This window comes from Nonomuraea fastidiosa, assembly GCF_042751225.1.
In the GTDB taxonomy this organism is placed as follows: Bacteria; Actinomycetota; Actinomycetes; order Streptosporangiales; family Streptosporangiaceae; genus Nonomuraea; species Nonomuraea fastidiosa.
The window spans coordinates 3,680,989-3,706,090 of record NZ_CP170570.1 but is presented as its reverse complement, the minus strand read 5'-3'; the positions used below and the strand labels follow the sequence as shown (position 1 = coordinate 3,706,090).

General features: G+C 71.1%; 31 protein-coding genes. 16 read left to right on the top strand and 15 right to left on the bottom strand.

Annotation, left to right across the window (positions count from 1 at the left end):
• Window positions 1-231 precede the first annotated feature (231 nt).
• Complete coding sequence (locus tag ACFMQL_RS17125) at window positions 232-819, top strand: copper chaperone PCu(A)C (RefSeq protein WP_364063084.1); 588 nt, start codon at window positions 232-234, stop codon at window positions 817-819.
• A 105-nt stretch (window positions 820-924) separates the two neighbouring features.
• Here the strand turns inward: ACFMQL_RS17125 and ACFMQL_RS17120 are convergent, their stop codons facing one another.
• Together ACFMQL_RS17120 and ACFMQL_RS17115 are read right to left on the bottom strand one after the other, a co-directional pair.
• Window positions 925-1,617 carry a response regulator transcription factor gene (locus ACFMQL_RS17120; RefSeq protein WP_364063081.1) on the bottom strand — a complete coding sequence of 231 codons (693 nt, stop codon included), beginning with the start codon at window positions 1,615-1,617 and terminating at the stop codon, window positions 925-927.
• 64 nt (window positions 1,618-1,681) lie between these two features.
• Window positions 1,682-2,851, bottom strand: a complete 1,170-nt coding sequence (locus tag ACFMQL_RS17115) for a sensor histidine kinase (RefSeq protein ID WP_378790170.1) — start codon at window positions 2,849-2,851, stop codon at window positions 1,682-1,684.
• Window positions 2,852-2,984: 133 nt separating this feature from the next.
• On the opposite strand from ACFMQL_RS17115, the gene phoU reads away from it, so the two are divergent.
• Complete coding sequence (gene phoU / locus ACFMQL_RS17110) at window positions 2,985-3,629, top strand: phosphate signaling complex protein PhoU (protein WP_364063075.1); 645 nt, start codon at window positions 2,985-2,987, stop codon at window positions 3,627-3,629.
• A gap of 63 nt (window positions 3,630-3,692) precedes the next feature.
• Here phoU and ACFMQL_RS17105 read toward each other — a convergent pair whose 3' ends face one another.
• Genes ACFMQL_RS17105 through mshA form a run of 3 tightly spaced genes read right to left on the bottom strand, consistent with a single transcriptional unit; the run spans window position 3,693 to window position 6,234 of the window.
• Complete coding sequence (locus tag ACFMQL_RS17105; RefSeq protein ID WP_378786068.1) at window positions 3,693-4,436, bottom strand: phosphoglyceromutase; 744 nt, start codon at window positions 4,434-4,436, stop codon at window positions 3,693-3,695.
• 10 nt (window positions 4,437-4,446) lie between these two features.
• Window positions 4,447-4,944 carry a YbjN domain-containing protein gene (locus ACFMQL_RS17100; protein ID WP_364063069.1) on the bottom strand — a complete coding sequence of 166 codons (498 nt, stop codon included), beginning with the start codon at window positions 4,942-4,944 and terminating at the stop codon, window positions 4,447-4,449.
• A gap of 48 nt (window positions 4,945-4,992) precedes the next feature.
• A complete protein-coding gene (gene mshA / locus ACFMQL_RS17095) occupies window positions 4,993-6,234 on the bottom strand; it encodes a D-inositol-3-phosphate glycosyltransferase (RefSeq protein ID WP_378790169.1) in 1,242 nt (413 codons plus the stop codon).
• Window positions 6,235-6,387: 153 nt separating this feature from the next.
• Here mshA and ACFMQL_RS17090 point away from each other — a divergent pair, with 153 nt between their 5' ends.
• Together ACFMQL_RS17090 and ACFMQL_RS17085 are read left to right on the top strand one after the other, a co-directional pair.
• On the top strand, window positions 6,388-7,131 hold the full coding sequence (locus ACFMQL_RS17090; protein ID WP_364063063.1) for an SDR family NAD(P)-dependent oxidoreductase: 744 nt from the start codon (window positions 6,388-6,390) through the stop codon (window positions 7,129-7,131).
• On the top strand, window positions 7,124-7,924 hold the full coding sequence (locus ACFMQL_RS17085; protein ID WP_378786067.1) for a class I SAM-dependent methyltransferase: 801 nt from the start codon (window positions 7,124-7,126) through the stop codon (window positions 7,922-7,924). The genes ACFMQL_RS17090 and ACFMQL_RS17085 overlap by 8 nt, the downstream gene beginning before the upstream one ends.
• A gap of 36 nt (window positions 7,925-7,960) precedes the next feature.
• Here ACFMQL_RS17085 and ACFMQL_RS17080 read toward each other — a convergent pair whose 3' ends face one another.
• The 3 genes from ACFMQL_RS17080 to ACFMQL_RS17070 are packed head-to-tail and all read right to left on the bottom strand — an operon-like array spanning window position 7,961 to window position 10,169.
• On the bottom strand, window positions 7,961-8,464 hold the full coding sequence (locus ACFMQL_RS17080) for an O-acetyl-ADP-ribose deacetylase (RefSeq protein ID WP_378786066.1): 504 nt from the start codon (window positions 8,462-8,464) through the stop codon (window positions 7,961-7,963).
• Window positions 8,465-8,512: 48 nt separating this feature from the next.
• Window positions 8,513-9,526, bottom strand: a complete 1,014-nt coding sequence (locus tag ACFMQL_RS17075) for a methyltransferase (RefSeq protein ID WP_378786065.1) — start codon at window positions 9,524-9,526, stop codon at window positions 8,513-8,515.
• The gene (locus tag ACFMQL_RS17070; protein WP_364063051.1) at window positions 9,519-10,169 is read right to left on the bottom strand and encodes a hypothetical protein; all 651 of its coding nucleotides are present in this window, start codon (window positions 10,167-10,169) and stop codon (window positions 9,519-9,521) included. Before ACFMQL_RS17070 ends, ACFMQL_RS17075 begins: the two co-directional genes overlap by 8 nt.
• 107 nt (window positions 10,170-10,276) lie before the next feature.
• Here ACFMQL_RS17070 and ACFMQL_RS17065 point away from each other — a divergent pair, with 107 nt between their 5' ends.
• The 5 genes from ACFMQL_RS17065 to ACFMQL_RS17045 all read left to right on the top strand — a co-directional run bounded on the left by ACFMQL_RS17065 (window position 10,277) and on the right by ACFMQL_RS17045 (window position 13,019).
• Window positions 10,277-10,633 carry a BlaI/MecI/CopY family transcriptional regulator gene (locus ACFMQL_RS17065; protein ID WP_364063048.1) on the top strand — a complete coding sequence of 119 codons (357 nt, stop codon included), beginning with the start codon at window positions 10,277-10,279 and terminating at the stop codon, window positions 10,631-10,633.
• On the top strand, window positions 10,630-11,535 hold the full coding sequence (locus tag ACFMQL_RS17060; protein WP_378786064.1) for a M56 family metallopeptidase: 906 nt from the start codon (window positions 10,630-10,632) through the stop codon (window positions 11,533-11,535). The genes ACFMQL_RS17065 and ACFMQL_RS17060 overlap by 4 nt, the downstream gene beginning before the upstream one ends.
• A 60-nt stretch (window positions 11,536-11,595) precedes the next feature.
• Window positions 11,596-12,087: a helix-turn-helix domain-containing protein gene (locus ACFMQL_RS17055; RefSeq protein WP_378786063.1), complete on the top strand. Its 492-nt coding sequence runs from the start codon at window positions 11,596-11,598 to the stop codon at window positions 12,085-12,087.
• 3 nt (window positions 12,088-12,090) lie between these two features.
• Entirely contained in the window at window positions 12,091-12,528 is a 438-nt protein-coding gene (locus ACFMQL_RS17050) for a hypothetical protein (protein WP_364063039.1), read from the top strand.
• A 125-nt stretch (window positions 12,529-12,653) separates the two neighbouring features.
• Window positions 12,654-13,019 (top strand): DUF2516 family protein, encoded by a 366-nt coding sequence (locus ACFMQL_RS17045; protein ID WP_364063036.1) that lies wholly within the window; start codon window positions 12,654-12,656, stop codon window positions 13,017-13,019.
• On the opposite strand, the gene ACFMQL_RS17040 is transcribed toward ACFMQL_RS17045, so the two are convergent.
• Window positions 13,004-13,669, bottom strand: a complete 666-nt coding sequence (locus tag ACFMQL_RS17040; protein WP_364063033.1) for an SGNH/GDSL hydrolase family protein — start codon at window positions 13,667-13,669, stop codon at window positions 13,004-13,006. The genes ACFMQL_RS17045 and ACFMQL_RS17040 overlap by 16 nt on opposite strands.
• A 28-nt stretch (window positions 13,670-13,697) precedes the next feature.
• On the opposite strand from ACFMQL_RS17040, the gene ACFMQL_RS17035 reads away from it, so the two are divergent.
• On the top strand, window positions 13,698-14,432 hold the full coding sequence (locus tag ACFMQL_RS17035; RefSeq protein WP_364063030.1) for an alanyl-tRNA editing protein: 735 nt from the start codon (window positions 13,698-13,700) through the stop codon (window positions 14,430-14,432).
• A 4-nt stretch (window positions 14,433-14,436) separates the two neighbouring features.
• Here ACFMQL_RS17035 and ACFMQL_RS17030 read toward each other — a convergent pair whose 3' ends face one another.
• Window positions 14,437-15,366: a TetR/AcrR family transcriptional regulator C-terminal domain-containing protein gene (locus ACFMQL_RS17030; protein WP_378786062.1), complete on the bottom strand. Its 930-nt coding sequence runs from the start codon at window positions 15,364-15,366 to the stop codon at window positions 14,437-14,439.
• A 107-nt stretch (window positions 15,367-15,473) separates the two neighbouring features.
• Here ACFMQL_RS17030 and ACFMQL_RS17025 point away from each other — a divergent pair, with 107 nt between their 5' ends.
• Genes ACFMQL_RS17025 through ACFMQL_RS17010 form a run of 4 tightly spaced genes read left to right on the top strand, consistent with a single transcriptional unit; the run spans window position 15,474 to window position 20,648 of the window.
• Window positions 15,474-16,550, top strand: a complete 1,077-nt coding sequence (locus tag ACFMQL_RS17025; RefSeq protein ID WP_378786061.1) for an FAD-dependent monooxygenase — start codon at window positions 15,474-15,476, stop codon at window positions 16,548-16,550.
• Window positions 16,551-16,594: 44 nt separating this feature from the next.
• Window positions 16,595-16,990: a CU044_2847 family protein gene (locus ACFMQL_RS17020; RefSeq protein ID WP_364063021.1), complete on the top strand. Its 396-nt coding sequence runs from the start codon at window positions 16,595-16,597 to the stop codon at window positions 16,988-16,990.
• A gap of 2 nt (window positions 16,991-16,992) precedes the next feature.
• On the top strand, window positions 16,993-19,002 hold the full coding sequence (locus ACFMQL_RS17015; protein ID WP_378786060.1) for a tetratricopeptide repeat protein: 2,010 nt from the start codon (window positions 16,993-16,995) through the stop codon (window positions 19,000-19,002).
• A gap of 38 nt (window positions 19,003-19,040) precedes the next feature.
• The gene (locus ACFMQL_RS17010) at window positions 19,041-20,648 is read left to right on the top strand and encodes a DUF2207 domain-containing protein (protein ID WP_378786059.1); all 1,608 of its coding nucleotides are present in this window, start codon (window positions 19,041-19,043) and stop codon (window positions 20,646-20,648) included.
• On the opposite strand, the gene ACFMQL_RS17005 is transcribed toward ACFMQL_RS17010, so the two are convergent.
• Window positions 20,645-21,553, bottom strand: a complete 909-nt coding sequence (locus ACFMQL_RS17005; protein WP_378786058.1) for an asparaginase — start codon at window positions 21,551-21,553, stop codon at window positions 20,645-20,647. The two genes, ACFMQL_RS17010 and ACFMQL_RS17005, sit on opposite strands and share 4 nt — an antisense overlap.
• A gap of 62 nt (window positions 21,554-21,615) precedes the next feature.
• Between ACFMQL_RS17005 and dtd the strand changes: the two genes are divergently transcribed.
• Window positions 21,616-22,041, top strand: a complete 426-nt coding sequence (gene dtd / locus ACFMQL_RS17000; protein ID WP_364063009.1) for a D-aminoacyl-tRNA deacylase — start codon at window positions 21,616-21,618, stop codon at window positions 22,039-22,041.
• Between the two features lie 22 nt (window positions 22,042-22,063).
• Here dtd and ACFMQL_RS16995 read toward each other — a convergent pair whose 3' ends face one another.
• The 4 genes from ACFMQL_RS16995 to ACFMQL_RS16980 all read right to left on the bottom strand — a co-directional run bounded on the left by ACFMQL_RS16995 (window position 22,064) and on the right by ACFMQL_RS16980 (window position 24,680).
• Entirely contained in the window at window positions 22,064-23,002 is a 939-nt protein-coding gene (locus ACFMQL_RS16995; protein WP_378786057.1) for a YgfZ/GcvT domain-containing protein, read from the bottom strand.
• A 126-nt stretch (window positions 23,003-23,128) separates the two neighbouring features.
• Window positions 23,129-23,542 carry a Fur family transcriptional regulator gene (locus ACFMQL_RS16990; RefSeq protein ID WP_364063003.1) on the bottom strand — a complete coding sequence of 138 codons (414 nt, stop codon included), beginning with the start codon at window positions 23,540-23,542 and terminating at the stop codon, window positions 23,129-23,131.
• Between the two features lie 351 nt (window positions 23,543-23,893).
• Entirely contained in the window at window positions 23,894-24,190 is a 297-nt protein-coding gene (locus tag ACFMQL_RS16985) for a DUF2470 domain-containing protein (protein WP_364063000.1), read from the bottom strand.
• A gap of 1 nt (window position 24,191) precedes the next feature.
• Window positions 24,192-24,680 carry an FABP family protein gene (locus ACFMQL_RS16980; RefSeq protein WP_364062997.1) on the bottom strand — a complete coding sequence of 163 codons (489 nt, stop codon included), beginning with the start codon at window positions 24,678-24,680 and terminating at the stop codon, window positions 24,192-24,194.
• Between the two features lie 50 nt (window positions 24,681-24,730).
• Between ACFMQL_RS16980 and ACFMQL_RS16975 the strand changes: the two genes are divergently transcribed.
• Window positions 24,731-25,093 carry a DsrE family protein gene (locus tag ACFMQL_RS16975; protein WP_364062994.1) on the top strand — a complete coding sequence of 121 codons (363 nt, stop codon included), beginning with the start codon at window positions 24,731-24,733 and terminating at the stop codon, window positions 25,091-25,093.
• Window positions 25,094-25,102 lie beyond the last annotated feature (9 nt).

The following is a 25,102-nucleotide window of genomic DNA, read 5'->3' as shown; positions in this document are numbered from 1 at the left end:
TGTACTCCAGGGTACCACGCATCCACAGCCTCCCGGAACAGTGAAATCCTCATAACTGCAGGTCAAGGCCGCATATTGGGGCTTGACAAGCGCTCAACTCTATGAATCGCATTTCCGGACATAGCGAATGACCTGCAGGGGTGTGGATATGACCTTGCATTGGGGTGGATATGGTGGGCGCTGCACAACACGCACGCGCGACACCTGCGCTGAACCAAGGAGAACCCGCCCGTGACCAGCCGTCGCTGGATTGTCGTAGCCGCCGCGTTCTTGGCAGCCCCCGTGCTGGCGGGCTGCGGGGCAGGATTCGACGCCACCACCAACAAGCCGTACGCGCCCAACGAGGCACAGGTGTTGATCGAGAACGGTCGTTACGGCTCGAAGAGCGGCATTCACATCCCGCAGGCGTTCATCCTCGGCCCCGACTCGGGAGCCCAGCTCCCGTGGCGCGGCTCCGCTCCGATCTACCTGAACATCCTGAACACGTCGGGCACCCCCGACACGCTCCAGGCGGTCAACGCCGGGGACATGGGTCAGGTGAAGGTCGCCACCCCCATCCAGCTGCCGAGCAACCAGCTCGTCAACACCGGCAAGCCGAACCCTCAGCTGATGCTCGAGGCGATCCCCAAGAGCCTCAGGGGCGGCGAGACGGTCAAGCTGGACCTCCAGTTCGCCAACGCCGGCACCATCTCCCTGAACGTCCCCGTGGTGACGCGTAGCCGCGAGTTCGCGACGTACCCGCCGGCGCCGGGCGCGACCCCGGCGGCGACGCCCACGCCGACGCCGAGCCCCACCGGTGAGGCCGAGGAGGAGCACTAAGGAGGGAGGCCCGCTGGAAGGGCTCCAGAAGGCTCTGAAGACCGTCGGAGATCGCCCAGAGGGCATGAGAAGACCCCGGTACCGGAGGACGGGTACCGGGGTCTGTCATTCCTCCACGGCGTCGAACTTGTAGCCGAGCCCGCGCACGGTGAGGATGCAGCGCGGGTTGGACGGATCGGACTCGATCTTGGCCCGCAGGCGCTTGACGTGGACGTCGAGCGTCTTGGTGTCGCCCACGTAGTCGGCGCCCCAGACGCGATCGATGAGCTGGCCTCTGGTGAGCACCCGCCCGGCGTTGCGCAGCAGCACCTCGAGCAGCTCGAACTCCTTCAGCGGCAGCTGCACGGGCTCGCCCCGGACGGCGACGACGTGGCGGTCCACGTCCATGCGCACGGGCCCCACGGCCAGTACGGCGCTCTCCATCTCGTCGGAGGTGTCGCCCCGGCGGCGCAGCACGGCGCGGATGCGGGCGACCAGCTCGCGGGACGAGAACGGCTTGGTGACGTAGTCGTCGGCGCCGAGCTCCAGGCCCACGACCTTGTCGATCTCGCTGTCCTTGGCGGTCAGCATGATGACGGGGACCTTGGAACGCTGCCGCAGCGACCTGCACACCTCGGTGCCGGGCAGCCCCGGCAGCATCAGGTCGAGCAGCACCAGATCGGCGCCGTTGCGGTCGAAGGTGTCGAGCGCCTCGGGGCCGGTCGCGGCGACCGACACCTCGAAGCCCTCCTTGCGCAGCATGTAGGACAGGGCGTCGGAGAACGACTCCTCATCCTCCACGACGAGTACGCGGGTCATGCGCATGCCCCTGTACGCCTCATGACGCGGCCGGCGCGTCCGACGGTGGTTTCGCTTCGCTCGGTCACGAGGCTGCCTCCATGGGGATCGAAGGTGGTACTGCCACCGCCTGGCCGCCGAAGGCGGGCAGGCGGAGGGTGAAGGTGGAGCCGGAGCCTTCCTTGCTCCAGACGGACACCTCGCCGGCGTGTGCGGCGGCGACGTGCTTGACGATGGCCAGGCCGAGCCCGGTGCCGCCGGTGGCGCGCGAGCGGGCGGCGTCGACGCGGAAGAAGCGCTCGAAGATGCGTTCCAAGGCGTCTTCGGGGATGCCGATGCCCTGGTCGCTGACGCTGATCTCGACGGAGTCGCCCGCGGGCCGCACGCTGACCACGACCCGCGTGTGCTCGGGGCTGTAGACGATGGCGTTGTCGATCAGGTTGCGCAGGGCGGTGACGAGCAGCTCGGCGTCGCCCCAGACGCGCAGGCCCTCGGTGCCGCCGGAGACCAGCGTGATGTCCTTGGCGACGGCCTTGGTGTTGCAGTGGTCGATGGCGTCGCTGACGGCCTCGTCGATGGAGACCTGGCCGGGCGTGGGGATGGGCTCGGCGCCCTGGATCCTGCTGAGCGTGATCAGGTCCTGGATGAGGTAGTTGAGCCGGGCGGTCTCGTGCTGCATGCGCCCGGCGAAGCGGCTGACCGCCTCGGGGTCGTCGGCGGCGTCCTGGATGGTCTCGGCCAGCAGGCTCAGCGCCCCGACCGGGGTCTTCAGCTCGTGGCTGACGTTGGCGACGAAGTCGCGGCGCACGGCCTCGACCCTGCGCCGCTCGGTCTGGTCCTCGGCCAGCACCAGCACCTGGCCGTAGGTGCCGAGCGGCGCCACGCGTACGGCGAAGCTGGTGGTCTCCTGGCCGAACTTGTGCCCGGCGACGTCGATCTCGCTCTCGCGGATCTCGCCGTCGCGGCGTACCTGGCGGGCCAGGGCGAGCAGCTCGGCGGCCATCAGCCGGTCGCCCTTGACCAGCCCGAACGCGCGCGCCGCCGAGCTGGCCCGCAGCACCCGGTCGTGGGCGTCGAGCACCACGGCCGACGAGGGCAGCACGGCCAGCACGGACGCCACGCCCTGCGGCAGCGCCGTGCCGGTCGCCACGCCGTCGGGGGTCGTGCGGCTGGGGGCCTCGATCTGATGGCGGTAGAACAGCACCGCCAGCGCGCCCACCACGAACCCGGCCAGGGCCGCGAAGCTCATGGCCATCTCACTCATGTCTCCGATGGTAGGTGGCGCTTCCCCAGGGACAGACCCCCTCATCCGTGGATGAACACCCCTTTCCCGGAAAGTTCACTCTGCGGTCGGAGTTCGTTCATCGACCCGCACGTACGGTGACGGCATGCGCGACGCGTACCACGAAGAACTCGACTCGCTGACCGACAAGCTGGTGGAGATGACCCGGCTGACTCGCTCGGCCATCTCCCGCGCCACGACGGCCCTCCTCGACGCCGACCTGCAGCTCGCCGAGAGCGTGATCTCCCGTGACGAGGAGGTGAACGCGACCTTCGCGGACCTGGAGGCGTCGATCTTCGAGCTGATGGCCAGGCAGCAGCCGGTCGCGGTGGACCTGCGCATGGTCATCACGGCGCTGCGCATGGGCACCGACCTCGAACGCATGGGCGACCTCGCCGTGCACGTGGCCAAGGTGGCGCGGCTGCGGCACCCCGAGTCGGCCATCCCGCCGGAGCTGCGCTCGACGATCCTGGAGATGGGGCAGGTCGCCGAGAACCTGGTCACCAAGGCGGGCAGCTGCGTGGCGTCGCGCGATGCCGAATCGGCCATGGAGCTGGACGCCGACGACGACGCGATGGACCGGCTGCACCGCAAGCTGTTCAGGGACATCCTGGCCAAGGACTGGGCGCACGGGGTGGAGCCGGCGATCGACATCACGCTGGTGGGCCGCTACTACGAGCGGTACGCCGATCACGCGGTGCGTGTGGCGCAGGCCGTCGTCTACCTGGTCACGGGTTCGCGACCGAACTGACGGTAGTGGCGGCACGACGCGCAAGGGGTGCGGGACTCCCGCACCCCTTGCGCACGTGTGAGGTCAGCGGCCCTGGTTGGCGACGGCCTCGATGGCGGCCTTGGCGGCCTCGGGGTCGAGGTAGCGGCCGCCCTTGACGGTCGGGCGGAAGTCGGCGTCGAGCTCGTAGACCAGGGGGATGCCGGTCGGGATGTTGAGCCCGGCGATCTCGTCGTCGCCGATGCCGTCGAGGTGCTTGACCAGCGCGCGCAGCGAGTTGCCGTGGGCGGCGACCAGCACGGTGCGGCCGGCCGCGAGGTCGGGGACGATCTCGTCGTACCAGTACGGCAGCATGCGGCCGACGACATCCTTCAGGCACTCCGTGCGGGGCATGAGCTCCGGCGGCAGCAGGGCGTAGCGGGGGTCGCCGGACTGGGAGAACTCGTCGTCGTCCGCGATGGGCGGCGGGGGCACGTCGTAGGAGCGCCGCCACAGCATGAACTGCTCGTCGCCGAACTCCTCGCGGGTCTGCGCCTTGTTCTTGCCCTGGAGCGCGCCGTAGTGGCGCTCGTTGAGCCGCCAGCTCCGCTTGACCGGCAGCCACAGCAGGCCGGCCTTCGACAGCGCGAGGTGGGCCGTCTGGATGGCCCTGGTCAGAAGGCTCGTGTGGACGACGTCCGGGCGCAGCCCGGCCTCCTGGAGCAGCTTGCCGCCGCGACAGGCCTCCTCCTCGCCCTTGGCGGACAGGCTGACGTCCACCCAGCCGGTGAACAGGCCCTTCGCGTTCCAGTCACTCTCGCCATGCCTCAGCAGCACCAAAGTCGCCATGCGGCCCATCCTATGGTTCGCCCGCCGGGCGGCGTTCGGGGTCCGCGAAGCGCGCGAACGCCCGCAGGTTGGCCAGTGACTCGCCGCGCTTGGCCCGCCACTCCCACTCGCGCCTGATCGAGGAGGCGAAGCCCAGCTCCAGCGCCCGGTCGAACCACTCGTCCGAGTACGTCAGCACGCAGCCGAGCAACCGGTCCACCTCCTCCTCCGTGACGGCGGCCAGCGGGATCCTGCCGACCAGGTAGACGTCGCCCACGGGGTCGAGGGAGAAGTGCACGCCGTACATGGAGCCGTTCTTGCCGAGCAGCCAGCGGTAGAACTCGGCGTGGTTCTCGTCCGGCCGGCGGCAGAAGAACGCCTCGACGTGCAGCACCTGCTCGCCGACGATGAGCCAGGTCATGGTGGCGAGCTTGTGCTGTCCGGGCAGCTTGGCGAGGAACGCCCCCGGCCGCGGCTCCTCGTAGGTGACCTCCGCGGCCTTCAGCGCCGCTTCGACGACTTCGCGCATGCCTACCACCCTAGAAGGGACCATGGACGGTACTAGAACAACGTACGGTCAGGCGTTCGGCAGCGCGACCGGCACCTTGTGCAGATGGGCGACGGCGCCGGCGTAGACCTCCATGAGGCGGGCGGCGGTGGCCTGCCAGCCGAAGGCGGCGGCGTGCTCGCGGGCTCCCGCCGCGAGCCGGGCGCGGCGGCGCGGCGCGGCGAGCAGGCGGCGCAGCGCCAGGGCCCAGTCGGCGGGGTCGTGGCCGTTCACGAGCAGGCCGGAGACGCCGTCGCGGACGGCCGTCCGCAGCCCGCCGACGGCCGCGGCGGCCACCGGGGTGCCGCACGCCTGCGACTCCAGCGCGACCAGCCCGAACGACTCGCTGTACGACGGCACGACGGTGACCGTGGCCGCCCGGTACCAGTCGGCGAGCTCCTCCTGGGGAGCGGGCGGCACGAGGCGTACGACGTCGGCGATGCCCAGCTCGGCGGCCAGGTCGGTGAGGAACGACGGACGGGCCAGGCCGTTGCCCGACGGGCCGCCGACGCACGCGACCACCAGCCGCTCGCGCAGCGCGGGCTCGTCGATGAGCATCCTGGAGGCGGCGCGCAGCAGCACGTCGGGGGCCTTGAGCGGCTGGATGCGGCCGACGAACAGCAGCACGTGGGCGTCCTGCGGCAGGCCGAGCCGGCGGCGGGCGGCGCCCTGGGAGGCGGGCCTGAAGACGCTGAGGTTGACGCCTGGGCTCACGACGGCGACCCGGCCGGGGTCGGCGCCGTACAGGCCGATCAGCTCGTCGGCCTCGTCGCCGGTGTTGGCCACCAGGCGGTCGGCGACGTCCACGACCTGCTGCTCGCCGATGACGCGCGCGGCGGGCTCCGGCTTGTCGCCGCGGGCGAGCAAGAGGTTCTTGACCTTGGCCATGGTGTGCATGGTGTGCACGAGCGGCACGCCCCAGCGCTCCTTGGCCAGCCAGCCGACCTGGCCGGACAGCCAGTAGTGGGAGTGGATGACGTCGTAGCGGCCGGCGTCGTACATGGCCTCGGTGCGCAGCACCTCGGACAGGAAGGCGCAGAGCTGGCCGGGCAGGTCGGCGCGGTCCATCTCCTCGTACGGGCCCGCGGTGAGGTGGCGGACGAGGACGCCGGGCGCGATCTCGGCGACGGGAGGCAGGTCGCGGGCGGTGGCGCGGGTGAAGATCTCGACCTCGACGCCGAGGCGGGCCAGGCGCTTGGCGGATTCGACGATGTAGACGTTCATCCCGCCGGCGTCGCCCGTGCCGGGCTGGTCCAGCGGCGACGTGTGCATGCTGATGGTCGCGACCCGCCTGACCCGTCGTCGCCTCACTCGACACCACCTCCAGACGAAATACAACTGTCCCAACATTTCTGACATTCCCGACAGATGGTCATATGCGGGGGTACAAAGTCGTGCCTCCCGGCTCCTGGCAGGATGGAGGGCATGCGCAGAACAGCTGTGGTGACCGGTGCGAGCAGCGGCATCGGTGAGGCGACCGCGCGCCGGCTCGCCGCCGAGGGTTACGACGTGGTGGCGGGCGCACGGCGCCGCGACCGGCTGGAGAAGCTGGCCGCGGACGTGCCCGCGATCAGGCCGGTGACGCTGGACGTGACCTCGCAGGAGTCGGTGGACGAGCTGGTCGCCGGGCTTGAGCGCTGCGACGTGCTCGTCAACAACGCGGGCGGGGCGCTCGGACTCGAGCCGGTCGCCGAGGCCAGGCTCGACGACTGGCAGCGGATGTACGACGTGAACGTGCTCGGCACCCTGCGCATGACCCAGGCGCTGATCCCCAAACTCATCGAATCCGGCGACGGCGTGCTGGTGCTGCTCACCTCGACGGCCGGGCACGTCGCGTACGAGGGCGGCGGCGGTTACGTCGCGGCCAAGCACGCCCAGCGCACCATGGCCGAGACCCTGCGCCTTGAGCTGGTCGGTCAGCCGGTGCGGATCGTCGAGATCGCACCCGGCATGGTCAAGACCGAGGGCTTCGCGGTCACCAGGTTCCGCGGCGACGAGGCGGCCGCCGCCCGCGTCTACGAAGGCGTGCCCGACCCGCTGACCTCCGACGACGTGGCCGACGCCATCGCCTGGTGCGTCACCCGCCCCGCCCACGTCAACATCGACCGCCTGGTCATCCGCCCGCGCGCCCAGGCCGCGCAGCACAAGGTCCACCGCGTCAGTGGCTAGACCGGCCAAGCCGGTCGGCACGATCACCCGGGGCACGACGGGCCACAACCGGCTGCGGCGCGGGGACCGCTGGATCGCCGCCGTGCACGGCCGGCTGCTGCGGGCGGCCGAGCGGCCCCTGGTGGTGGACCTCGGCTACGGCGCCTCCCACACCACGACGCTCGAGCTGTTCACCCGGCTGCGCCGGGTGGCGCCGGGCGTCGAGGTGATGGGCATCGAGATCGACCCGGAGCGAGTGGCGCTGGCCCGGCCGTACGAGCGGGAGGGCCTGAGCTTCCGGCTCGGCGGGTTCGAGCTGCCGGTGCCGCGCCCGCCCACGCTCGTACGCGCCTTCAACGTGCTACGGCAATACGCCGAGGACGAGGCGTGGCACTACTGGGACGTGCTGCGCGGTCGTCTCGCGCCGGACGGCGTGCTCGTGGAGGGCACCTCGTCGGAGAACGGGCGGCGGGCGGTCTGGGTGGGACTGACCGCGCAGGGCCCGCAGACCGTCACGTTCTCCGCCCGTTTCGCGGACTTCGAACGGCCGTCCGACCTGGCCGACCGGCTGCCCAAGACGCTCATCCACCGCAACGTCCCCGGCGAGCGGATCCACGCGTTCCTCAGCGACTTCGACCGGGCGTGGGCGGTCAGCGCGCCCTACGGTGCGCACGGGCGGCGGCAGCGCTGGCTCGCGGCCATCGGCGAGCTGTCGCGCACCTGGCCGGTGCCCGCGCACCCGCCGCTGGGCGGCGTCGCCCGCTGGCGACTCGGCGAGCTGACCCTGCCGTGGTCAGCGGTCGCCCCCCGCTGAGCGGCGACGGAAGATCCCGCAGGGCGCCGTGACCCGCTAGAGGCACGCCTCGAAGGCGGCGTACGCGGCGGCGTCGAACAGCACGAACCGCACCTCGCGCACCGACGTGTCCGCCGCCCGCACCGCGTCGAGCGCGATGCGGGCGGCGTCGTCGACCGGCCAGCCGTACAGGCCGGTCGAGATCGCGGGGAAGGCCACCGACGCCGCCCCCAGCTCGTCGGCCACCCGCAGCGACTCGACGTGGCAGGAGGCCAGCAGCTCGGAACGGTCCTCAGAGCGCGAGTAGACGGGCCCGACGGTGTGGATGACCCAGCGCGCGGGCAGCCGGCAGGCCGTGGTGGCCACGGCCCGGCCGGTCGGCAGGCCCCCGCCGTACTGTCCGGCCCTGAGCCTCCTGCACTCCTGGAGGATCTCGGGGCCGCCCCTGCGGTGGATCGCGCCGTCCACGCCGCCGCCGCCCATGAGCGAGGAGTTGGCGGCGTTGACGATCGCGTCCACCTGCTGCTCGGTGATGTCGCCTCGGATCAGCGTGAGTTCCATGGCACCGAGCCTGCCAAATCCGCGCCTGCCGAACCCGCGCCTGCCGAATCAGCCGCGCGCCACGAGCACGTTGACGTCGAGCGGCAGCGCCCGCACGTCCTCCAGCGTGAACCCGGCGCCGGCGAGCAGGTGCTCGTACTCGGCGCGGGTACGCTCGCGGCCCGCGCCGTTGTTCACCAGCATGTGCACGTCCCACGCGATGGCGAGCGCGCCGGGCGCGTCGTGCGGCCGGTCGGGGACGAGCCGCTCGATCACCAGCAGCCGCCCGCCGTCGGGCACGGCCCTGCGGCAGCCGGCCAGCACGCGCGCGGCGGGCTCGTCGTCCCAGTCGTGCAGGATCCGCGAGAGCAGGTAGACGTCGCCGCCGGGCGGCACGTGCTCGAAGAAGTCGCCCGCCACGAAGTCGCAGCGTTCGGCCAGGCCGGCCTCGGTGAGGGCGGCGCGGCCGCGCTCGACCGCCCCCTGGCTGTCGAACAGCGTGCCGCGCAGCCCCTCGGCCTGGGACAGGACGGCGGCCAGCAGCGCGCCGCGGCCGCCGCCGACGTCCACCACGTGGCGGTGCCGGGTGAAGTCGTAGACCTGCGGCACCTGCGTGAAGAACGACGTGCCGCAGGCCATGGCCCGGTCGAAGGCCGCGCCCATGTCGGGGTGCTCGGCGGTGTGGTCGAAGAACGGCTTGCCGTAGACGTGCTCGAAGCCCGGCCTGCCGGTTCGCACCGCGTACGCGAGCGCGCCCCACGAGGCGTAGAACGGGCCCGCGTAGAACAGCGCGAGGTCGGCCAGCGATTCGGGGTGGCGGCGCGACAGCAGCGCGCCGGTGGGCGTCAGCGCGTACGCGCCGCCCATGCCCTGCTCGACCAGGTCGTGGCTCTCCAGCAGGCGCAGCAGCCGGTAGAGCGCGCCCGCGTGCACGCCGCACTCGCGGGCCAGCTCGCCGCAGGTCAGCCGCCGCTCGTACAGGCGGTCGGCCACGCCCAGCTCGGCCATCGCGGCCACCGCCTGGGTGAGCCAGGCGCCGGTGAGCCTGCTCAGCACCGCGCGCTGCGCCCCGTCGTCAGCCATCGGCCACCAGCTCAGGCGTGCGCGCCAGGTGTGAGCGCAGGACGTGGGGATAGTGGCCGGCGCAGGCCAGCTCGACCCGGCCGGGCCAGGCGGTCGGCCGGCTGAAGTACAGCACGGTGCGGCCGCCCCTGGCCTCGTCCTCGTACGGGTTGAACCCGCCGCCGTCGGGTGCGAACCCGAGCACCGAGGTGAGCAGCCTGCCGAGGCCGCGCACCACGATCTCGTCGGGTGCGAGCACTTCGAGCGCGAGGTGCGTCTCCTCGTTGCGCTCGCGTTCGCGGGCCGCGACGCGCGCGAGCCCCGGGCCGGGTTCGGGGACGAACACCTCCAGCGCGGGGCCGCCCGCGGCGCGGACGGCGTAGACGATGGCGATGGGCAGGTCGAGGTCGTAGCGCTCGGCCAGCCGCCGCCGCACGACGGTGCTGGGGCAGGTGCGCAGGATCTCGAAGCCGCGCGCCCGCAGTGACGCGCGCAAATCGTCGATCGTGCTGGGGAACAGCAGGATCGCGGCGTGGTCGATCCGGCAGTGCCGCTCGAGCGCGGCCTGCATGGAGGGGGTGACGCCCGGCTCGCGGGCGAAGACCGCCCACGTCTGCAGCCGCCACATGAGCTGGTCGAGCCGCCGCTCGTCTACCAGGTCCACGCTCGGCGCACTCTCTTGTCGATTACGGATGGTGACACCGAAGCAACGTTAGGGAGTCTCAAGCCCCGGATGCCAGCTCGACACGTTGTAGAGCTAATCTGAAAGACGTGAAGGGTCTTGGCGAGCTTGAACGCAGCATCATGGACATCCTCTGGGCGGAGAGCAAGGCGCTGACCGCCCGCGAGGTCGGCAAGCTGATTGCCGATCGCGACCTCGCACCCACGACGGTCATGACCGTTCTCGACCGCCTCACCCGCAAGGGCTTCCTCCAGCGCACCCGCGACGGGCGGGCGTGGAGATATCAGCCGGCCGAAAGCCGTGACGCATACATCGCCGAGCTTATGCTGGAGGCGTTGGACATGACGGGCGACCGATCGGCCGCCCTGACCCGCTTCGCCCAGGCCGTGTCGGGCCCGGAGGCGGAGATCCTGCGCAAAGCCCTTGAGGAGCTGGAGGAAGAGTGATCACGGCAGTGGTGCTGGCGGCGCTCGCCACGGCGTGCGCGGTCGGCTCCTGGCGTTTCACCACGGCTCGATGGACCTCCCGGGCCCCCAGGCTGGCCATCATCGTCTGGCAGTCACTCGGCCTCGCCTGGGGGCTCGCCACCACGGGCGCCATGCTCGCCTTCGCGGTCCAGCCCTATGGCACCGGCGTCATCCCGGGGCTCGCCGCGTTCGCGCGGGGCGAGACCCCTCCGCAGGCGTGGGACCCGCTCCACGTGCTCGCGCTGATCGCCGGGCTCACCGCGCTCGCGGTGCTGGTCGCGGTGCTGATCACCGCGGGCGTGCAGGCGCTGCGGGCCCGCCGCAGGCACCGCATGCTGCTCGCGCTGACCTCGCACGACGACCCGGGCGTGCCGGGCGTGCGGGTGCTCGCCCATCCCAGCGCCGCCGCCTACTGCGTGCCGGGCCTGCGCTCGCAGGTCGTGGTGAGCGAGGGCGCGCTCAAGCTGCTGTCGGAGGACGAGCTGGCCGCCGTGCTCGCTCACGAGGCGGCCCACGTACGCGAGCGCCACGACCTCGTGTTGCTGCCGTTCGCCGCGCTGCGCAGGGCGCTGCCCTGGTCGAAGGTCGTCGCCGACGCGCAGGCCCAGGTCGAGCTGCTGGTCGAGATGGCCGCCGACGACCGGGCGCGCCGCTACTGCTCGCCGCGCCGGCTGGCGACGGCGTTGCTGCGCTTCGGCACGGCGGGCGCGATGCCGACGCCGCAGGGCATGCTCGGCGTCCACGCGAGCCATGTCATGGCCAGGGTGGATCGCCTGGTCAAGCCGCTTCCCGAGCTGGCGGCACACGTACGGTACGGGTACATCGCGCTGTCTGTGACGTTGGTCACCAGCGCCCCGCTTCTCTGGTTCCTGCAGCTCTGACGCTTGCAGGTGTTAACCGCCGTGTTTGCAATTGCAAGCACGGCGAGGCAGACTGTGGGTATGGCACTACCCAAAGTCGGCTCGATCGGTGAATACATCCGCGAGCAGCGGCAGCAGGCGAAGATCTCGCTGCGCCAGCTCGCCGCGGCGGCCGGGGTCTCCAACCCCTACCTGAGCCAGATCGAGCGCGGCCTGCGCAAGCCGAGCGCGGAGATCCTCAACCAGATCGCCAAAGGTCTGCGGATCTCCTCGCAGGCGCTCTACGTGCAGGCGGGCCTCATCGAGGACCGTGAGCCGCCCAGCGACGTGCTCACCGCGATCAGGGCCGACCCGCATCTCACCGAACGCCAGCGTCAGGTGCTGATCGACATCTACGAGTCGTTCCGCAAGGAGCAGCAGGCCGGGGACGAGCAGACCTCCCAGAATGCCCGTCCCCAGCGCGACTCCCGGTCGGACGACGAGCCGCTGCCCGAGGAGTATCGCGCCGCTCTTGAGCCCTATGCGGCGCCCTCGCGCGACGACAACGTCACCCAGGAAACCAAGGAAGGTTAACCCATGACGCTCGCCACCGAAGTCAAGAAGCTCACCGAGTCCAAGCCGTTCTACGCCGTCGCCGGCGTCGGCGACTACGCCGTGGAGAAGCTGCGCGAGCTGCCCGAGCACCTGCAGAAGCTCCAGTCCCGCCGCTTCGAGCTGGCCAAGGAGCTGCCGGTCAAGGCCCGCGAGTACGCCGACAAGGCCGAGGGCATCGCCAGGGAGCTGCCCGGAAAGGCCCGCACGTACGCCGACCAGCTCACCCACAAGGCGAGCGAGGTCTACGAGGAGTTCGCCACCCGTGGCCGCCGCGTGGTCAGCAAGACCACCGGTGAGGCCGCGCTGGAGCTGGAAGAGGTGTCCGTGGCCGCCGAGCCGCCGGTCGCCGAGCCGGTCAAGCCGGCCAGGAAGCCGCGTTCTTCGAGCACGGCGGGCACGACGGGCAAGGCGAAGGCCTGACCCGCTGTTCCCGGCCCGTCTCCCTTCGGAGACGGGCCACTTTCCGCTTACGGGGGTGCCCGCGCGCGCAGGGCGCCTATTAGGCTGAAGCCGTTTGCATCGAGGCGTTGGGCGGAGACGACTACATGAACATGATCTACGGGGTCTTCAACCTCCTCTTCCTGGTGCTGGCCATTGCCATCTTCTGCATGTCGGCCTACGCGCTCGTGCACGCCATGAGGGTGCCCGCCAACGCCTTCATCGCGGCGGGCAAGCTGCAGAAGAACCTGTGGCTGCTGATCCTCGCCCTGGCCGCGCTGTTCTCCGCCGGCAGCGCGCTGAGCTACTTCCAGGCCTTCATGGCCGTCGGCAGCGCCGCGTTCATCGGCATCGGGCTCGGCATCTTCTCGATCGCCGCGGTCATCGCGGCGACCGTCTACATCGTCGATGTGAAGCCTGCCGTCAAGGGCATGGGCGGCCGGGGCAACAGCGGCCCCTACGGCCCCTGGTAAAGGCCCTGATCCTGGCGGCGGGCCTTGAGCTCGCCGGCCAGCCAGGCGGCGAGCCGCTCGTGCCCGGCGCGCGTCGGGTGGATGCCGTCGGGCAGCACCGCTTCGGGCGGCCATGTCATGTGCAGGGGGTCGAGGAAGGGCACCTTCTGGGCGGCGGCGGCCTGGGCGAGCGCGTCGCGCACGCCGTACGCCTTGCGCGGCGGGTCCTCCATCCAGATGGGCCCCACCATGACCGTCTCGGTGCCGGGCCAGTGGGCGCGGACTTTGGTGAGCAGCGCGGCGGCGGCGCCGCGCACCTCGTCGGGGCTCCAGCGGCGGTCGTTGTGTCCGCCGGAGATGACGAGCAGGTCGGGGGCGGGCCGCCAGGACAGCTCCAGCTCGTACGAGCGCTCGAACGTCCGCCCCGCCCGCCCGGCGTTGCAGAACCCGGTGCCGCCGGCCCCCGCGATGATCGGCTGCCAGCCCATCAGCCTGCCGGTGTGCGCGGCGTAGGTCTCCCAGCGCGGCACCGGCCCGGAGCCCACGGTGAAGCTGTCGCCCACGAACATCAGCACGGGCGCGGACTGCCCGGCCCCGCGCGCCGGACCGGCACCGCAGGCCGGCAGGGCGAGCAGCGCGAGCACCGCGGCGTATCGCGTAAGCCTCCGCATGACCACCCCAGGGGACTAGGCTGCCGATATGAGCACCGATCTCCACGGACGTACGCAACGACTGGAGTTGTCCGACCAGAATCTGCGTGACTTCGAGGCCGTCGTCCTGGACGCCACACCCGAGGGCATCGTGCTGAGCAGGTCGGCATTCTATCCAGGTGGGGGCGGCCAGCCGGCGGATCACGGCGTTCTGATCTGGCAGGGTGTCGAGACGCGCATCGTGGGAGCTCGCAAAGGCGACGATCTCTACCTGATTCCGGCAGAGGGCGATCCGATCCCGCCGGTCGGCACGGTCGTCAAGGGCGCGGTGGCCGACGAGCGGCGCTCGGCCCTCATGCGTACGCACTCCGGGCTCCACGTGTTGTGCGGCGTGGTGTTCAGGGACTACGGCTGCCTGGTCACCGGCGGCAACATGGAGCCGCTCACCGCGCGCATGGACTTCAACCTGCCGGAGGTGCCGCCCGGCTTCAAGGAGACCGTCGAGGCGGCCTGCAACGCCGAGATCGCCGCCGACCGGCGCATCGACGTGCGGGTGCTGCCCCGGGCGGAGGCGTTCGCCATCCCCGACATCGTCCGCACCGCCACCAACCTCGTGCCGGAGAGCGTGCAGGACGTGCGCATCGTCGACATCGTGGGCCTCGACACGCAGGCCGACGGCGGCACCCACGTGGCCTCCACCAAGCAGATCGGCCGCATCGAGGTGACCAAGGTCGAGAGCAAGGGGAAGGGCTTCCGCCGCCTGCGCATCCGCATCGCCGACTAGCCGATCACCGCGAGCCGATCACTGTGGCCAGGCCGTCCAGCAACGGCTGGAGGCCGAACTCGAAGAGCCGGTCGAGGTCGAGGTCGAAGTCGTCGCCGAGCTCACGGATGAGCGTGCCGAAGGCCGGATGGTCGCCCGACTCGGCGAACCCGCGCAGGATCGGCTGCTGGGCGTCCATCCACTCGTCTGCGCTCATGCCGGTGCTGGCGCGGGCCCGGCGTTCGCGCTCCAGGTTGACCGCGATGCCCTGCACGTAGCTGAAGAGCAGGGTGTGCACGTACATCTTGGTCACCGGGTCGAGGCCGGTGCCTTCCAGGGCGCGCATGGCCCATTCGGTGTGCTCCAGCAGGGACGGCGAGGGCATCGGCCGGGTCAGCGAGGTCGTGTGGGCCAGCCAGGGGTGCGCGCGGTAGGCGGCCCACTGCGTCCTCGCGGAGATCTCCAGCCCGGCGCGCCAGCTCTCCGGCCGCCCGCCGGGCAGCGGGAAGTCCTCGATCACCGCCCCGACCATGAGCATGACCAGCTCGTCCTTGCCGCCCACGTGACGGTAGAGGGACATGGTGGCCACGCCGAGCCGGGTGGCCAGGCCCCGCATGGTCAGCTCATCAAGACCCTCCTCGTCGGCGATCTCGACGGCCGCGCGCACGATGCGCTCGCGGGTCAGGTCGTCATCCGACAACGCGCGCGGCACCTTGCGGGTGCGGCTCTCCGCCACGACCGTGCCCACCCGGGGCTCGGCGACCACGACGCCCTCCCTGGCCAGCAGCGTGAGCGCCTTCGCGGCGGTGGCCAGCGCGACGTTCCAGTCTCTGGCGAGCTGCCTGGTCGAGGGCACCCGCTCACCGGGTCGGAGCCTGCCGTCGGCGATGCGCCGCTTGATGTCGGCGGCGATGCGGGCGTGCGGCGGGACGCTCTCGCCTGAGCCTGTCGCCATCTAACCTCCTGTACTAGTACAGATCTTCCCCACTATAGCTTGCTACCTGCTGTATGTACTTCGTACATTCAGTTCTGCGTACAACGTCAACAGCAAGGAGCGTGACGGTGAAGATTCTGGTTTCCGGCTCGGGCGTGGCGGGTGCGGTGCTCGCGCACTTCCTGGGGCGCGCGGGCGCCGACGTGACGGTCGTCGAGCGGGCCCCGGGCCTGCGCACGGGCGGGCAGCCCATCGACATCAGGGGCGCGGCGCTCACCGTGGCGGAGAGCATGGGCGTGCTGGAGGAGGTCAGAGCGCTGCGTACGACGCCGCGCGGCATGTCCATGGTGGACCGCGACGGCAACGAGCTGATGCGCGACACCGAGGCGACGATCAGCGGCGGCCGGATCGACGGCCCCGACATCGAGATCATGCGCGGCGACCTGGTCTCCGTGCTCGCCACCGCGAGCCCGGCCCGCCGGGTCTACGGCGACTCGATCGCCACCCTGACAGAGGACGGCGAAGTGACCTTCGAAGGCGGCGGGCGCGACCGCTACGACTACATCATCGGCGCCGACGGCCTGCACTCGCGGGTGCGCGCGCTGGCCTTCGGCCCCGAGCCGCGCTACATCCACCACCTCGGCCAGTACATCTCCGTCTTCACCACCGACAACTTCCTCGGCCTCGACCACTGGCAGACCTGGTTCAACGAGGGCGACGCGGGCGGCGTCGCCTTCAGCGACCGCGACCGCGCCAAGATGATCGTCAACCTGGGCTTCGAGAGCGCGCCCATCGCCTACGACCACCGCGACGTCGAGCAGCAGAAGCGGCTGATCGAAGAGCGCTGCGGACGGCTGTGGGAGGCCCCCAGGCTGATCGAGGCGATGTGGAAGGCCGACGACTTCTCCTTCGGCCCCATCGCCCAGGTCAGGATGGACCGCTGGAGCACGGGCCGGGTGGCGCTGGTCGGCGACGCCGGCTACTGCGCCTCGCCGCTGTCCGGGCAGGGCACCAGCCTGGCCATGGTGGGGGCGTACGTGCTGGCCGAGGAGCTGCTGGCGGGACCCGAGGGCGCGGGCGAGCGTTACGAGCGGCGCATGCGGCCGTTCGTGGCGGCGAACCAGGCGCTCGCCACGGAGAACCCGGGCGGACCCGCCCCGATGGAGAGCGTGCAGCGGGCGGCGAACGCGATCTCGCTCGGCTGAGCCGTTCCCGTCGCGATCCGGTCATGCGGAGGTAGATTCATGGCGTGACCGAGCTCGTGCGGTGGGAACTCGAAGACGGCGGCTCCGTACTGATCGAGACCGGCTCCGACGAAGAGCCGGGAGGAGGGTGGGAGTCCGCCGGCATCGGCGCAGGCACCATCCGCCAGGCCAAGCTGCGGCTGGAGGAATCGCTCTCCGACGTGCGGGACGCCGCGGCGGCGGCGCTGAGGACGTTCCGCGAGCTGCCGATCGGGCCCGACGAGGTCGAGCTGGAGTTCGGGGTGAAGCTCCAGGGCGAGGTCGGGGCGGTGGTCGCCAAGGGCAAGGCGGAGGGCCAGCTCGTCGTCAGGCTCCGCTGGCAGGCCCCCGGCAGGAACGACGGGGCGGCCTCCGACCGGAGCGACCGGCAGGCCCCCGGCCGTACCGACCAGAGCGGCTGAGCGTGAAAGGGGCGTGGCGCGCCCGCGTCCACGGGCCGGACCGCACCCTGGGCGCCGGATTCCTGGTCGCACCCGACCTGGTGCTCACCTGCGCCCACGTGGTGCTCGAAGAGACCGCACCGTTGGTGTCCTTCCCCCAGGCGGGCAGGGGCGACCTGCTCGGGCTGCGGGCGACCGTCCACATGATGGGCCCCTGGCGGGCTCAGGACGACCTCGGCGACGTCGCCGTGCTGAGGCTCGAACGCGCCGTGGACATCGGCCCGGCCAAGCTGGTGACGCATGCGAGTCCGCAGGGCGGTTACGTGGCTCACGGCTTCCTGCGGCCGGGCGATCACACCGGCGCCCCGCTGGAACTCGTGCTCACCACCACCGACCTGTTCGGCGAGTGGCAGCACGTCCGCGCCGCCACCGCCCACGCCGAGATCCCCGACAAGGGCTTCAGCGGCGCGGCCGTCTACGACCACGAGACCGGCGACGTGATCGGCATGTTCACCGACAAGGCCACGTCCGCGACGAGGCTCACCGGCCGGATGCTGCCCGTCTCGTCCATCCGCCGCCACTGGGAGGAGCTGGACGACGTCCTCGACCTGCCCTGGCTGTCGCAGGACGAGCGGCGCGAGCTGCGCCGGATCGTGGCGGCGGCCGGGGCCGGCACGGACCTGCGCGAGCTGGTGCAACGGGTCTTCCCCGGCAGCGGCGCCCACCCCGACTTCCGCTCGGTGTGGGACGCGATCCGGCACGTCGCCGAAGAGCTGCCCGGGGAGGACCGGCTGCGCCGGTTCCTGTACGAGCTGGTCAAGACGCTCACCCCGGAGCCGGCCTGCGACGACCTTCGCCGGTGGATCCGCGAACACCTCGACACGGCCGACATCCTGCGTGCCCAGAGCGAGCTGGCCGAGCGTCTGGAGGCCCTGGGCAAGTTCGACGAGGCCAGGGAGCGGTGCGAGGAGGTGCTGCGCCGCTACAAGGGCTCGGAGACCGCGTACGGCGCCGAGTACCTGCTGCTCCTGCACCGCTTCGCGATGGTCCTGGCCCGCCTCGGCGACTACCCGCAGGCCCTGGAACTGACGCGGCGCACCATGGAGTACTTCCGCGAGCACGGCGACGAGCGCGTGCTGCTGCGCGTCGCCACCGACCGGGCCCGCGTCCTGCACGACGCGGGCGAGCTGCGGGCCGCGCAGTCCCTCATGGACGAGGCGCTGGAACGCTGGACGGCGGCGGCCGACCCGCTCGACGTGCTGGCCGCCCGCACCGTACGCCTGTCGGCGCGCAACAAGCTCGGCCACTTCCTGGAGACGAGGAAAGAGGCCGCGAAGATCGTCGAGGACTACCGGGCACTCGGCCACGAGCTGCACCCGGGGTGCCTCGACGCCATGATGGTGCAGGCCACGGCGCTGATCATCCTCGACTACCCGTCACGCGAGGTGCCGCAGAACGAGGCCAAGGCCATCGAGCTCATGGAGCACGTCCACCGGGTCCGCGAGGCCGAGCTCGGCCGCGACAACCCGCACACGCTCGCGGCGGCGGCGATGTACGGCCGCACCCTGATCAGGGCCAAGCGCGAAAGCGCGGGCCTTGCGATCCTGAAGGAGACGGCGGCCCGGCTGGAGCGGCGGCTGGGCGCCGAGCATCCCGTCCTGCTCGAAGCCCGCCACTGGTACGCCCAGGGCCTGCTCGCCGACAACCAGTTCAAAAGGGCCGCCACGGTCTTCTCCGACGTGCTCGAAGGCCGTCGCCGCATCCTCGGCGACGACCACATCGACACCCTGGTCACCCAGTGCCGGCTGGCGGCCTCGACAGCGCTGCAGGGCCGCATGGCGATGTTCCGCGCGATACCGCTCGCCTACCAGGCGCTCACCACGGCGCTCAAAGGCGGCTACCGGCACCGGCTCGACCTGGTCGGCGACGGCCTGTCCTCGCTGCTCCTCACCACCGTCTTCGCGCCGATCCTGCAGCTTTTCAGCATCGTGGAGCCCCGCGCGCACCCGCCGACGTGGCCGGAGGACAACTGACGGTGACAAACTAAGACGAACCGATACGATGTCCCGCCATGACGGGTTTCAGACTCACGATGGCCGCCCTTACGGCCACCGCTCTGACGTTGACCACCGCCCCGGCCGCCGCGGCGGCTCAGGCAGGGATCACGGATGAGGTGACGCTGACCCTAGGCAAGAACGGCACCCTGCACGTGGTCGAGAAGATCGGCGGGGCGTCGGGAGAGCTCAAGCGCACGTTCATCACCAGGACGCGCTACGACGACACCAGCGACCGCCTCTACCAGATCTCGAACGTCAAGGGCGGCACCCTGTCGGGCGACGTGCTCACCGTGACGGGCGAGACCGTCGAGTACGACGTCAAGGGCGCGGTGACGCCGACGGGCGGCATCGAGGAGCTGCGCTGGTTCGCGGTCGGCGGCTGGAATCAGCCGGTCACCAAGGCCACCGTGCACGTCAAGGGCCCAGGCCAGGTGCAGAACCTGTCGTGCTTCGCCGGTGCGCTGACCTCGGCCATCGGCTGCACCTCCGCCTCGATGGACCACGAGGCCATCCAGGCCGACTTCGAGCAGGAGAACCTCGCCCCCGGCGAGGCGCTGACCGTCGTCGTCGGCTACCCCAAGGGCGCCACCGGCGCCCAGCCCATCCTGGACCGGCGGTTCTCGCTGTCGGCCGCCTTCACGCTCAACGCCGTCACCGGCGGCGCCCTGGCCGCCCTGCTGGTGCTGCTGCTCGGCGGCGTGGCGCTGCTCTACTGGACGCGCGGGCGCGATGCCAGGGCCGCGGGCCACGAGGGCGCGGTCAACCCCGTGCAGAACGGCCAGTTCACCCCGCCCGAAGGGGTGCGGCCCGGCCAGATCGGCACGCTGGTGGACGAGCAGGCCGACGTCATCGACGTCACCGCCACCATCGTGGACCTCGCCGTCCGCGGCTATTTGCGCATCGACGAGCAGCCGCGGCAGACGTACGACGCGCCGGACTGGATGCTCGTCAAGCTGCACCACGCGCCGGTCGACGCGCTCCTGCCGTACGAGCGGGCGCTCTATGACGCCATCTTCGAGGGCCGCGACGCGGTGCTGCTGTCGCAGCTTTCCGGCACGTTCGCGAGCCATCTGGGCAAGGTGCGCGACGCGCTCTACGCCGACGTGGTCAAGCAGGGCTGGTTCGCCCGCAGGCCCGACACCGAGCGCACCCGCTGGACCACGATCGGCGTGGTGCTCATCGTCGTCGGGCTGCTGGCCACCGCCGCGCTGGCCTGGTTCACCACGTACGGGCTGCTCGGCCTGGCCGTCATCATCGCGGGCGGCGCGCTGGCGGTCGGCGGGCAGTACATGCCGGCCAAGACCGCCAAGGGCTCGGCCGCGCTCGCGCAGACCATGCGCTTCCGCGAGTACCTGTTCTCCGGTGAGCTGGGCAATGTGCCCGAGCAGCACCGGGTGGAGCTGTTCTCCCGCTACCTGCCGTACGCCGTGATCTTCGACGGGGTCGAGCACTGGTCGCGGGTGGTGGCCTCCGTCACCGGGAACGGGCAGCAGGCGGACAACCTGTACTGGTATCACGGGCCGGCGGAGTGGGACCTGTCGAAGTTCGCCGGGTCGATGCGTACGTTCACCACGACGACGTCGGGCGCCATCTCCGCCACCCGCCAGTTCCGCAGCCTCTAGCGCACCCTCAGCTCGCCGACGGGACGGCCGCCGCCCAGCACGGCGGGCGCGCCCAGCTCGGCCAGCTCGGGCGCGTCCAGGCCCACCGAGCGCAGCGCGGCCACGGTGACCGGGGTGCGGGCGCGCCCGTACCCGTCCTCCACCTTGATCGCGCCGGCCCGGCCGTCCTCGAACGCGAACGCCTCGAACGCCTCCGCCCCGGCCTTCACCATCAGGCCGGGCAGGGCACGCATGAGCTTGGCCTCGGGCCGGTCGGTGCCCGAGGTCCACTCCGGGTAGGTGCGCATGGCGTCGAAGATCTTGCGCTCGTACGAGTCGGGCGACGACAGCGGGAACGCGCGGAACGCCTTGACCACCCCGAGCATCGAGACGAAGAACAGCGGCGCCCCGCACCCGTCCACACCCGACGCGGCGACCCGCTCGCCGGTCAGCTCCTCCACGGTCTCCCTGATCGCGCGCTGCAGCGGGTGCGCGGGCTCCCGGTACGTCTCCAGCGGCCAGTCGTTGACGGCGCAGGTGGCCAGCATGGCCGCGTGCTTGCCCGAGCAGTTCATGTAGACCCGCCCGCGCTCGGTCACCGCCCGGTCGAACGGGTAGTCCTCAGGGCACTGCAGCGCCGACTCGTCGAGCCCCGCGTCCGACAGGATCTTCCTGACGCCCTCCACGTGGAAGGGCTCGCCCGAGTGGGAGGCGCAGGCCAGCGCCAGCAGTTCGTCCTCCAGGCGCAGCCCGGCACGCAGCATGCCGAGCGCCTGAAGCGGCTTCATCGACGACCGTGGCGAGGCCGGCACGTGCACCGCACCTCTGGTCTCGACCGGGCGCGCCTGGGCGTCCACGGTCAGCACGCGGGCCAGATGCGTGGACTCCACGAACCCGGACCGGACGACTTCCACAATCATCGACATGTTCACAACCCCTTTCGACACGAGTGTATGGAGGGGTTTGTCCTGGTCCAGAATGGGTGCCCATGCGAGCAGTCGTACAGAGAGTCAGGTCGGCCTCGGTCGAGGTCGAGGGGCGCACGGTCGGAGCCATCACGGAGCCCGGCCTGCTGGTGCTGGTCGGGGTCACGCACACCGACACGCGGGCCGAGGCCGCCAAGCTCGCCGCCAAGCTGTGGGGGCTGCGCATCCTGCACGGCGAGAAGTCCTGCTCCGACGTGTCGGCGCCGCTGCTGGTGATCAGCCAGTTCACGCTGTACGGCGACGCCCGCAAGGGCCGCAGGCCCACCTGGCAGGCCGCGGCCCCCGGCCCGGTCGCCGAGCCGCTGGTCGACGCCGTGGTGGAGGAGCTGCGGGCGCTGGGCGCCCACGTGGAGACGGGCAAGTTCGGGGCCGACATGCAGGTGTCCCTGGTCAATGACGGCCCCATCACGGTCATCCTGGAGATGTGACCCCTTCATGGGGCGTTGAGGTCTAGCGGATGCGGCGGCGCAGCGCCGGGTCGATGCTGACGTTGCGCCCTGCGTCCGGCGGCACCACGACCTCCTGGGCGGCGGCCACCCCGCCGGCCAGGAGCTGCGCGTCGACCGGCACCGTACGCTTGATCACCGCCAGCGCGATCGGCCCCAGCTCGTGGTGGCGGGCCGACGAGCCCACCACACCGACCTCCTGGCTCTCGAAGATCACCGGAGCGCCGTGCGGCGGCAGCGTGTCGACGCTGCCGTCGAGGTGGAGGAAGACCAGGCGGCGCGGCGGATGCCCGAGGTTGTGCACCCGCGCCACCGTCTCCTGGCCGCGGTAGCAGCCCTTGCTGAGGTGGACGGCCGTGCCGATCCAGCCCACCTCGTGGGGGATCGTCTTGTGGTCGGTCTCGAAGCCGAGCCGCGGCCGGTGCGCCTCGATCCGCAGCGCCTCGTACGCCCACAGACCGGCCAGCGGCCGCCCCATGTGCTCACCCAGCTCGGACCTGGGCACCAGGAAGTCCTCATTCGCCGTGGAGAGCACCGCGAGGTCGTCGGCCCGCGACACCTCCACCCGCAGCATGAACCGCATGCGGTCGAGGTAGTCGATCAGGCTCTGCGCGGTGCCGGGCTCGACGTGGGCGAGCACGCTCTCGCCGTCGTCCACCAGCGTCAAGTGGTGCTGCACGCGGCCCTGCAGGTCGAGGTCGAGCGTCTGCGTCCACTCGCCGGGCTGCAGCGTGTCGAGCTTTTGCGAGGTCAGGTCGTTGAGCCATTTCAGCCGGTCGGCGCCGGAGATGCGGACCACCTCGCGGTTGCTGCGGTCGACGATCGCCTCCCCCTTGGCCAGCGCGCGCTGCTCGGCGAACAGGTCGCCGTAGTGGGCGGCTACGTCGGAGTCCGGCGCGTCCGCCGGGACCGCGCCGGGGAGATCGAGCAGAGGGCTACGCATGCCTTCCAGGCTATCCGCACCGGAGATCGTGCCGTCGCCGCCCCGGCCGGGTCGTCCATGCGGCGGCCCGGATCAGTGGAAGCCGCTGCGCCGGCCCCGTCGGCGAGGGCCGACGCGCCGGCTTGGTCAGCGGCAGTCGCGGCAGCGGCCGAACACCGTCAGGTGGCGGACGTCGGCCACGAATCCCATCTCCTTGTCGAGCCCCTCCACCAGCCCGTCGGCCAGCTCAGGACGTACCTCGAACACCTGCTCACACCCCCGGCACACCAGGTGGACGTGGTCCGCCTCGGCCGCGAGGTGGTAGGTGGGCGCGCCATGGCCGAGATGGGTGTGGGTCACCAGGCCGAGCTCTTCGAGCAGCTCCAGCGTGCGGTAGACGGTCGAGATGTTCACGCCGCGCGCGGTCTCGCGCACCTTGACGCAGATCTCCTCCGGTGTGGCGTGCTCCAGCGCCTTGATGGCCTCGAGGACGAGCTGACGCTGCGGGGTGACCCGGTAGCCCTTGGCACGGAGTTCTTCGTGCCACTGCGTCTCCGTCATGACCCGAGTCTATGCCGCGACGATATTCGCTTGCCCCTTTCGCGCAGGACCGCATAGCTTCTGGGGTACGCGGAAAGGAGGTGGTCCGAATAATGAGTAGTCATAATCGGGCTAGCGAGGTGGTTGTCCGCTGACATCGCGGACTGTTGTCTCGTGACGTCAGCGAATACGAGGCAATCACCGGGGCCCCTGGCAGCCGGAGGGCGGGACGTCGTTCCCGTCCGTAGCCCAGCCGGCCCGCCTGCACGGCAGGCGGATAGTTGCCCGGGGCCCTTTTTCATGCCCGCACCGGCTGAGAGACGGCTCAGTGCTCGCCGCGGGCGCGAACGCCGAGCTTGGCTGAAAGACGGCTCAGTGCTCGCCGCGGGCGGGGAGGCCGAGCTTGGCGCACGCCTCGCGGTAGAGACGTACGACGGCCTTGCGCACCTGGGCGCGCTCGGTCAGCGTCTCCCCCCACGGCACCCGCACCCGCTCCCCGCCGTCGATCGTGAACGTGATCGCCTCGGCGTCCACGTCGGTCGTGACGGCGCTGGCGGCCTCGGGCCTGCCCCCCAGCGCGCGCACGATGAGCAGGCCGTCCTCGGCGTGGTCGTCGTTCATGTGGCGTTTGATCGCCTCGACCGCGTCGGGGGTGAACGGCGAGCTCATCTCAGGCGACCTTCTTCAGCTCGGCCGACATGTGGTCGCTGAGCGGCTGGCCCATGGCCGCCATCTCGTACGCCCACATGAGGTTGCCGTTGACCAGGCCGTAGAGACGGTGGCCCGCCGTGTACTCCTTGGCGGACACCGTACGGGCGACCACGTCGGTGCGCAGCTCGATCTTGTGGAAGACGACCTCGCCGATGTAGATCTCGACGATGCCCGTCGGATGGGAGAGCACCACCTCGATCTGCCGGTCGGGCTGGGGCCGCCAGTAGCCCGACTCCGTGGCCAGCGGCTTGACGCGGTTGCCGGCGTCGTCGAGCAGCCAGGTGCGGCTCACGTAGGTCAGGAACGGCTTGCCGTTGTGGCCGAACTCGATCTCCTGGCCGAAGTTGAAGCTCTCGATCGTGGGGTAGCCGCCGACGCCCGCGCCTTCCCACCGCCCCAGCAGGAACGCGATCGGCTCCAGGTCGGGGTGCACCTCAGGTTCTTCCATGGTTTCCAAGACTAGTGGCGGTGGAGGACCGGGGCGTTAGGGTGGCGAGCATGGCACGATCACTGGTGATCAAGGTGACCGCCGGGGCCGACGCCCCCGAGCGCTGCAACCAGGCGTTCACGGTCGCGACGGCGGCGCTCGCGAGCGGCGTGGACGTCTCGCTCTGGCTGACCGGCGAGTCGGCGTGGTTCGCGCTGCCCGGCCGGGCCAAGGAGTTCAGCCTGCCGCACGCCGCGCCGCTCACCGACCTGCTCGACGCCCTCCTCGCGGGCGGGCGGGTGACGCTCTGCACGCAGTGCGCCGCCCGCAGGAACATCACGGCCGACGACGTCATCGACGGCATCCGCATCGCGGGCGCGCCGGCGTTCGTCGAGGAAGTGACCGCGGAGGGCGTGCAGGCGCTCGTCTACTGAGCCGTCTCA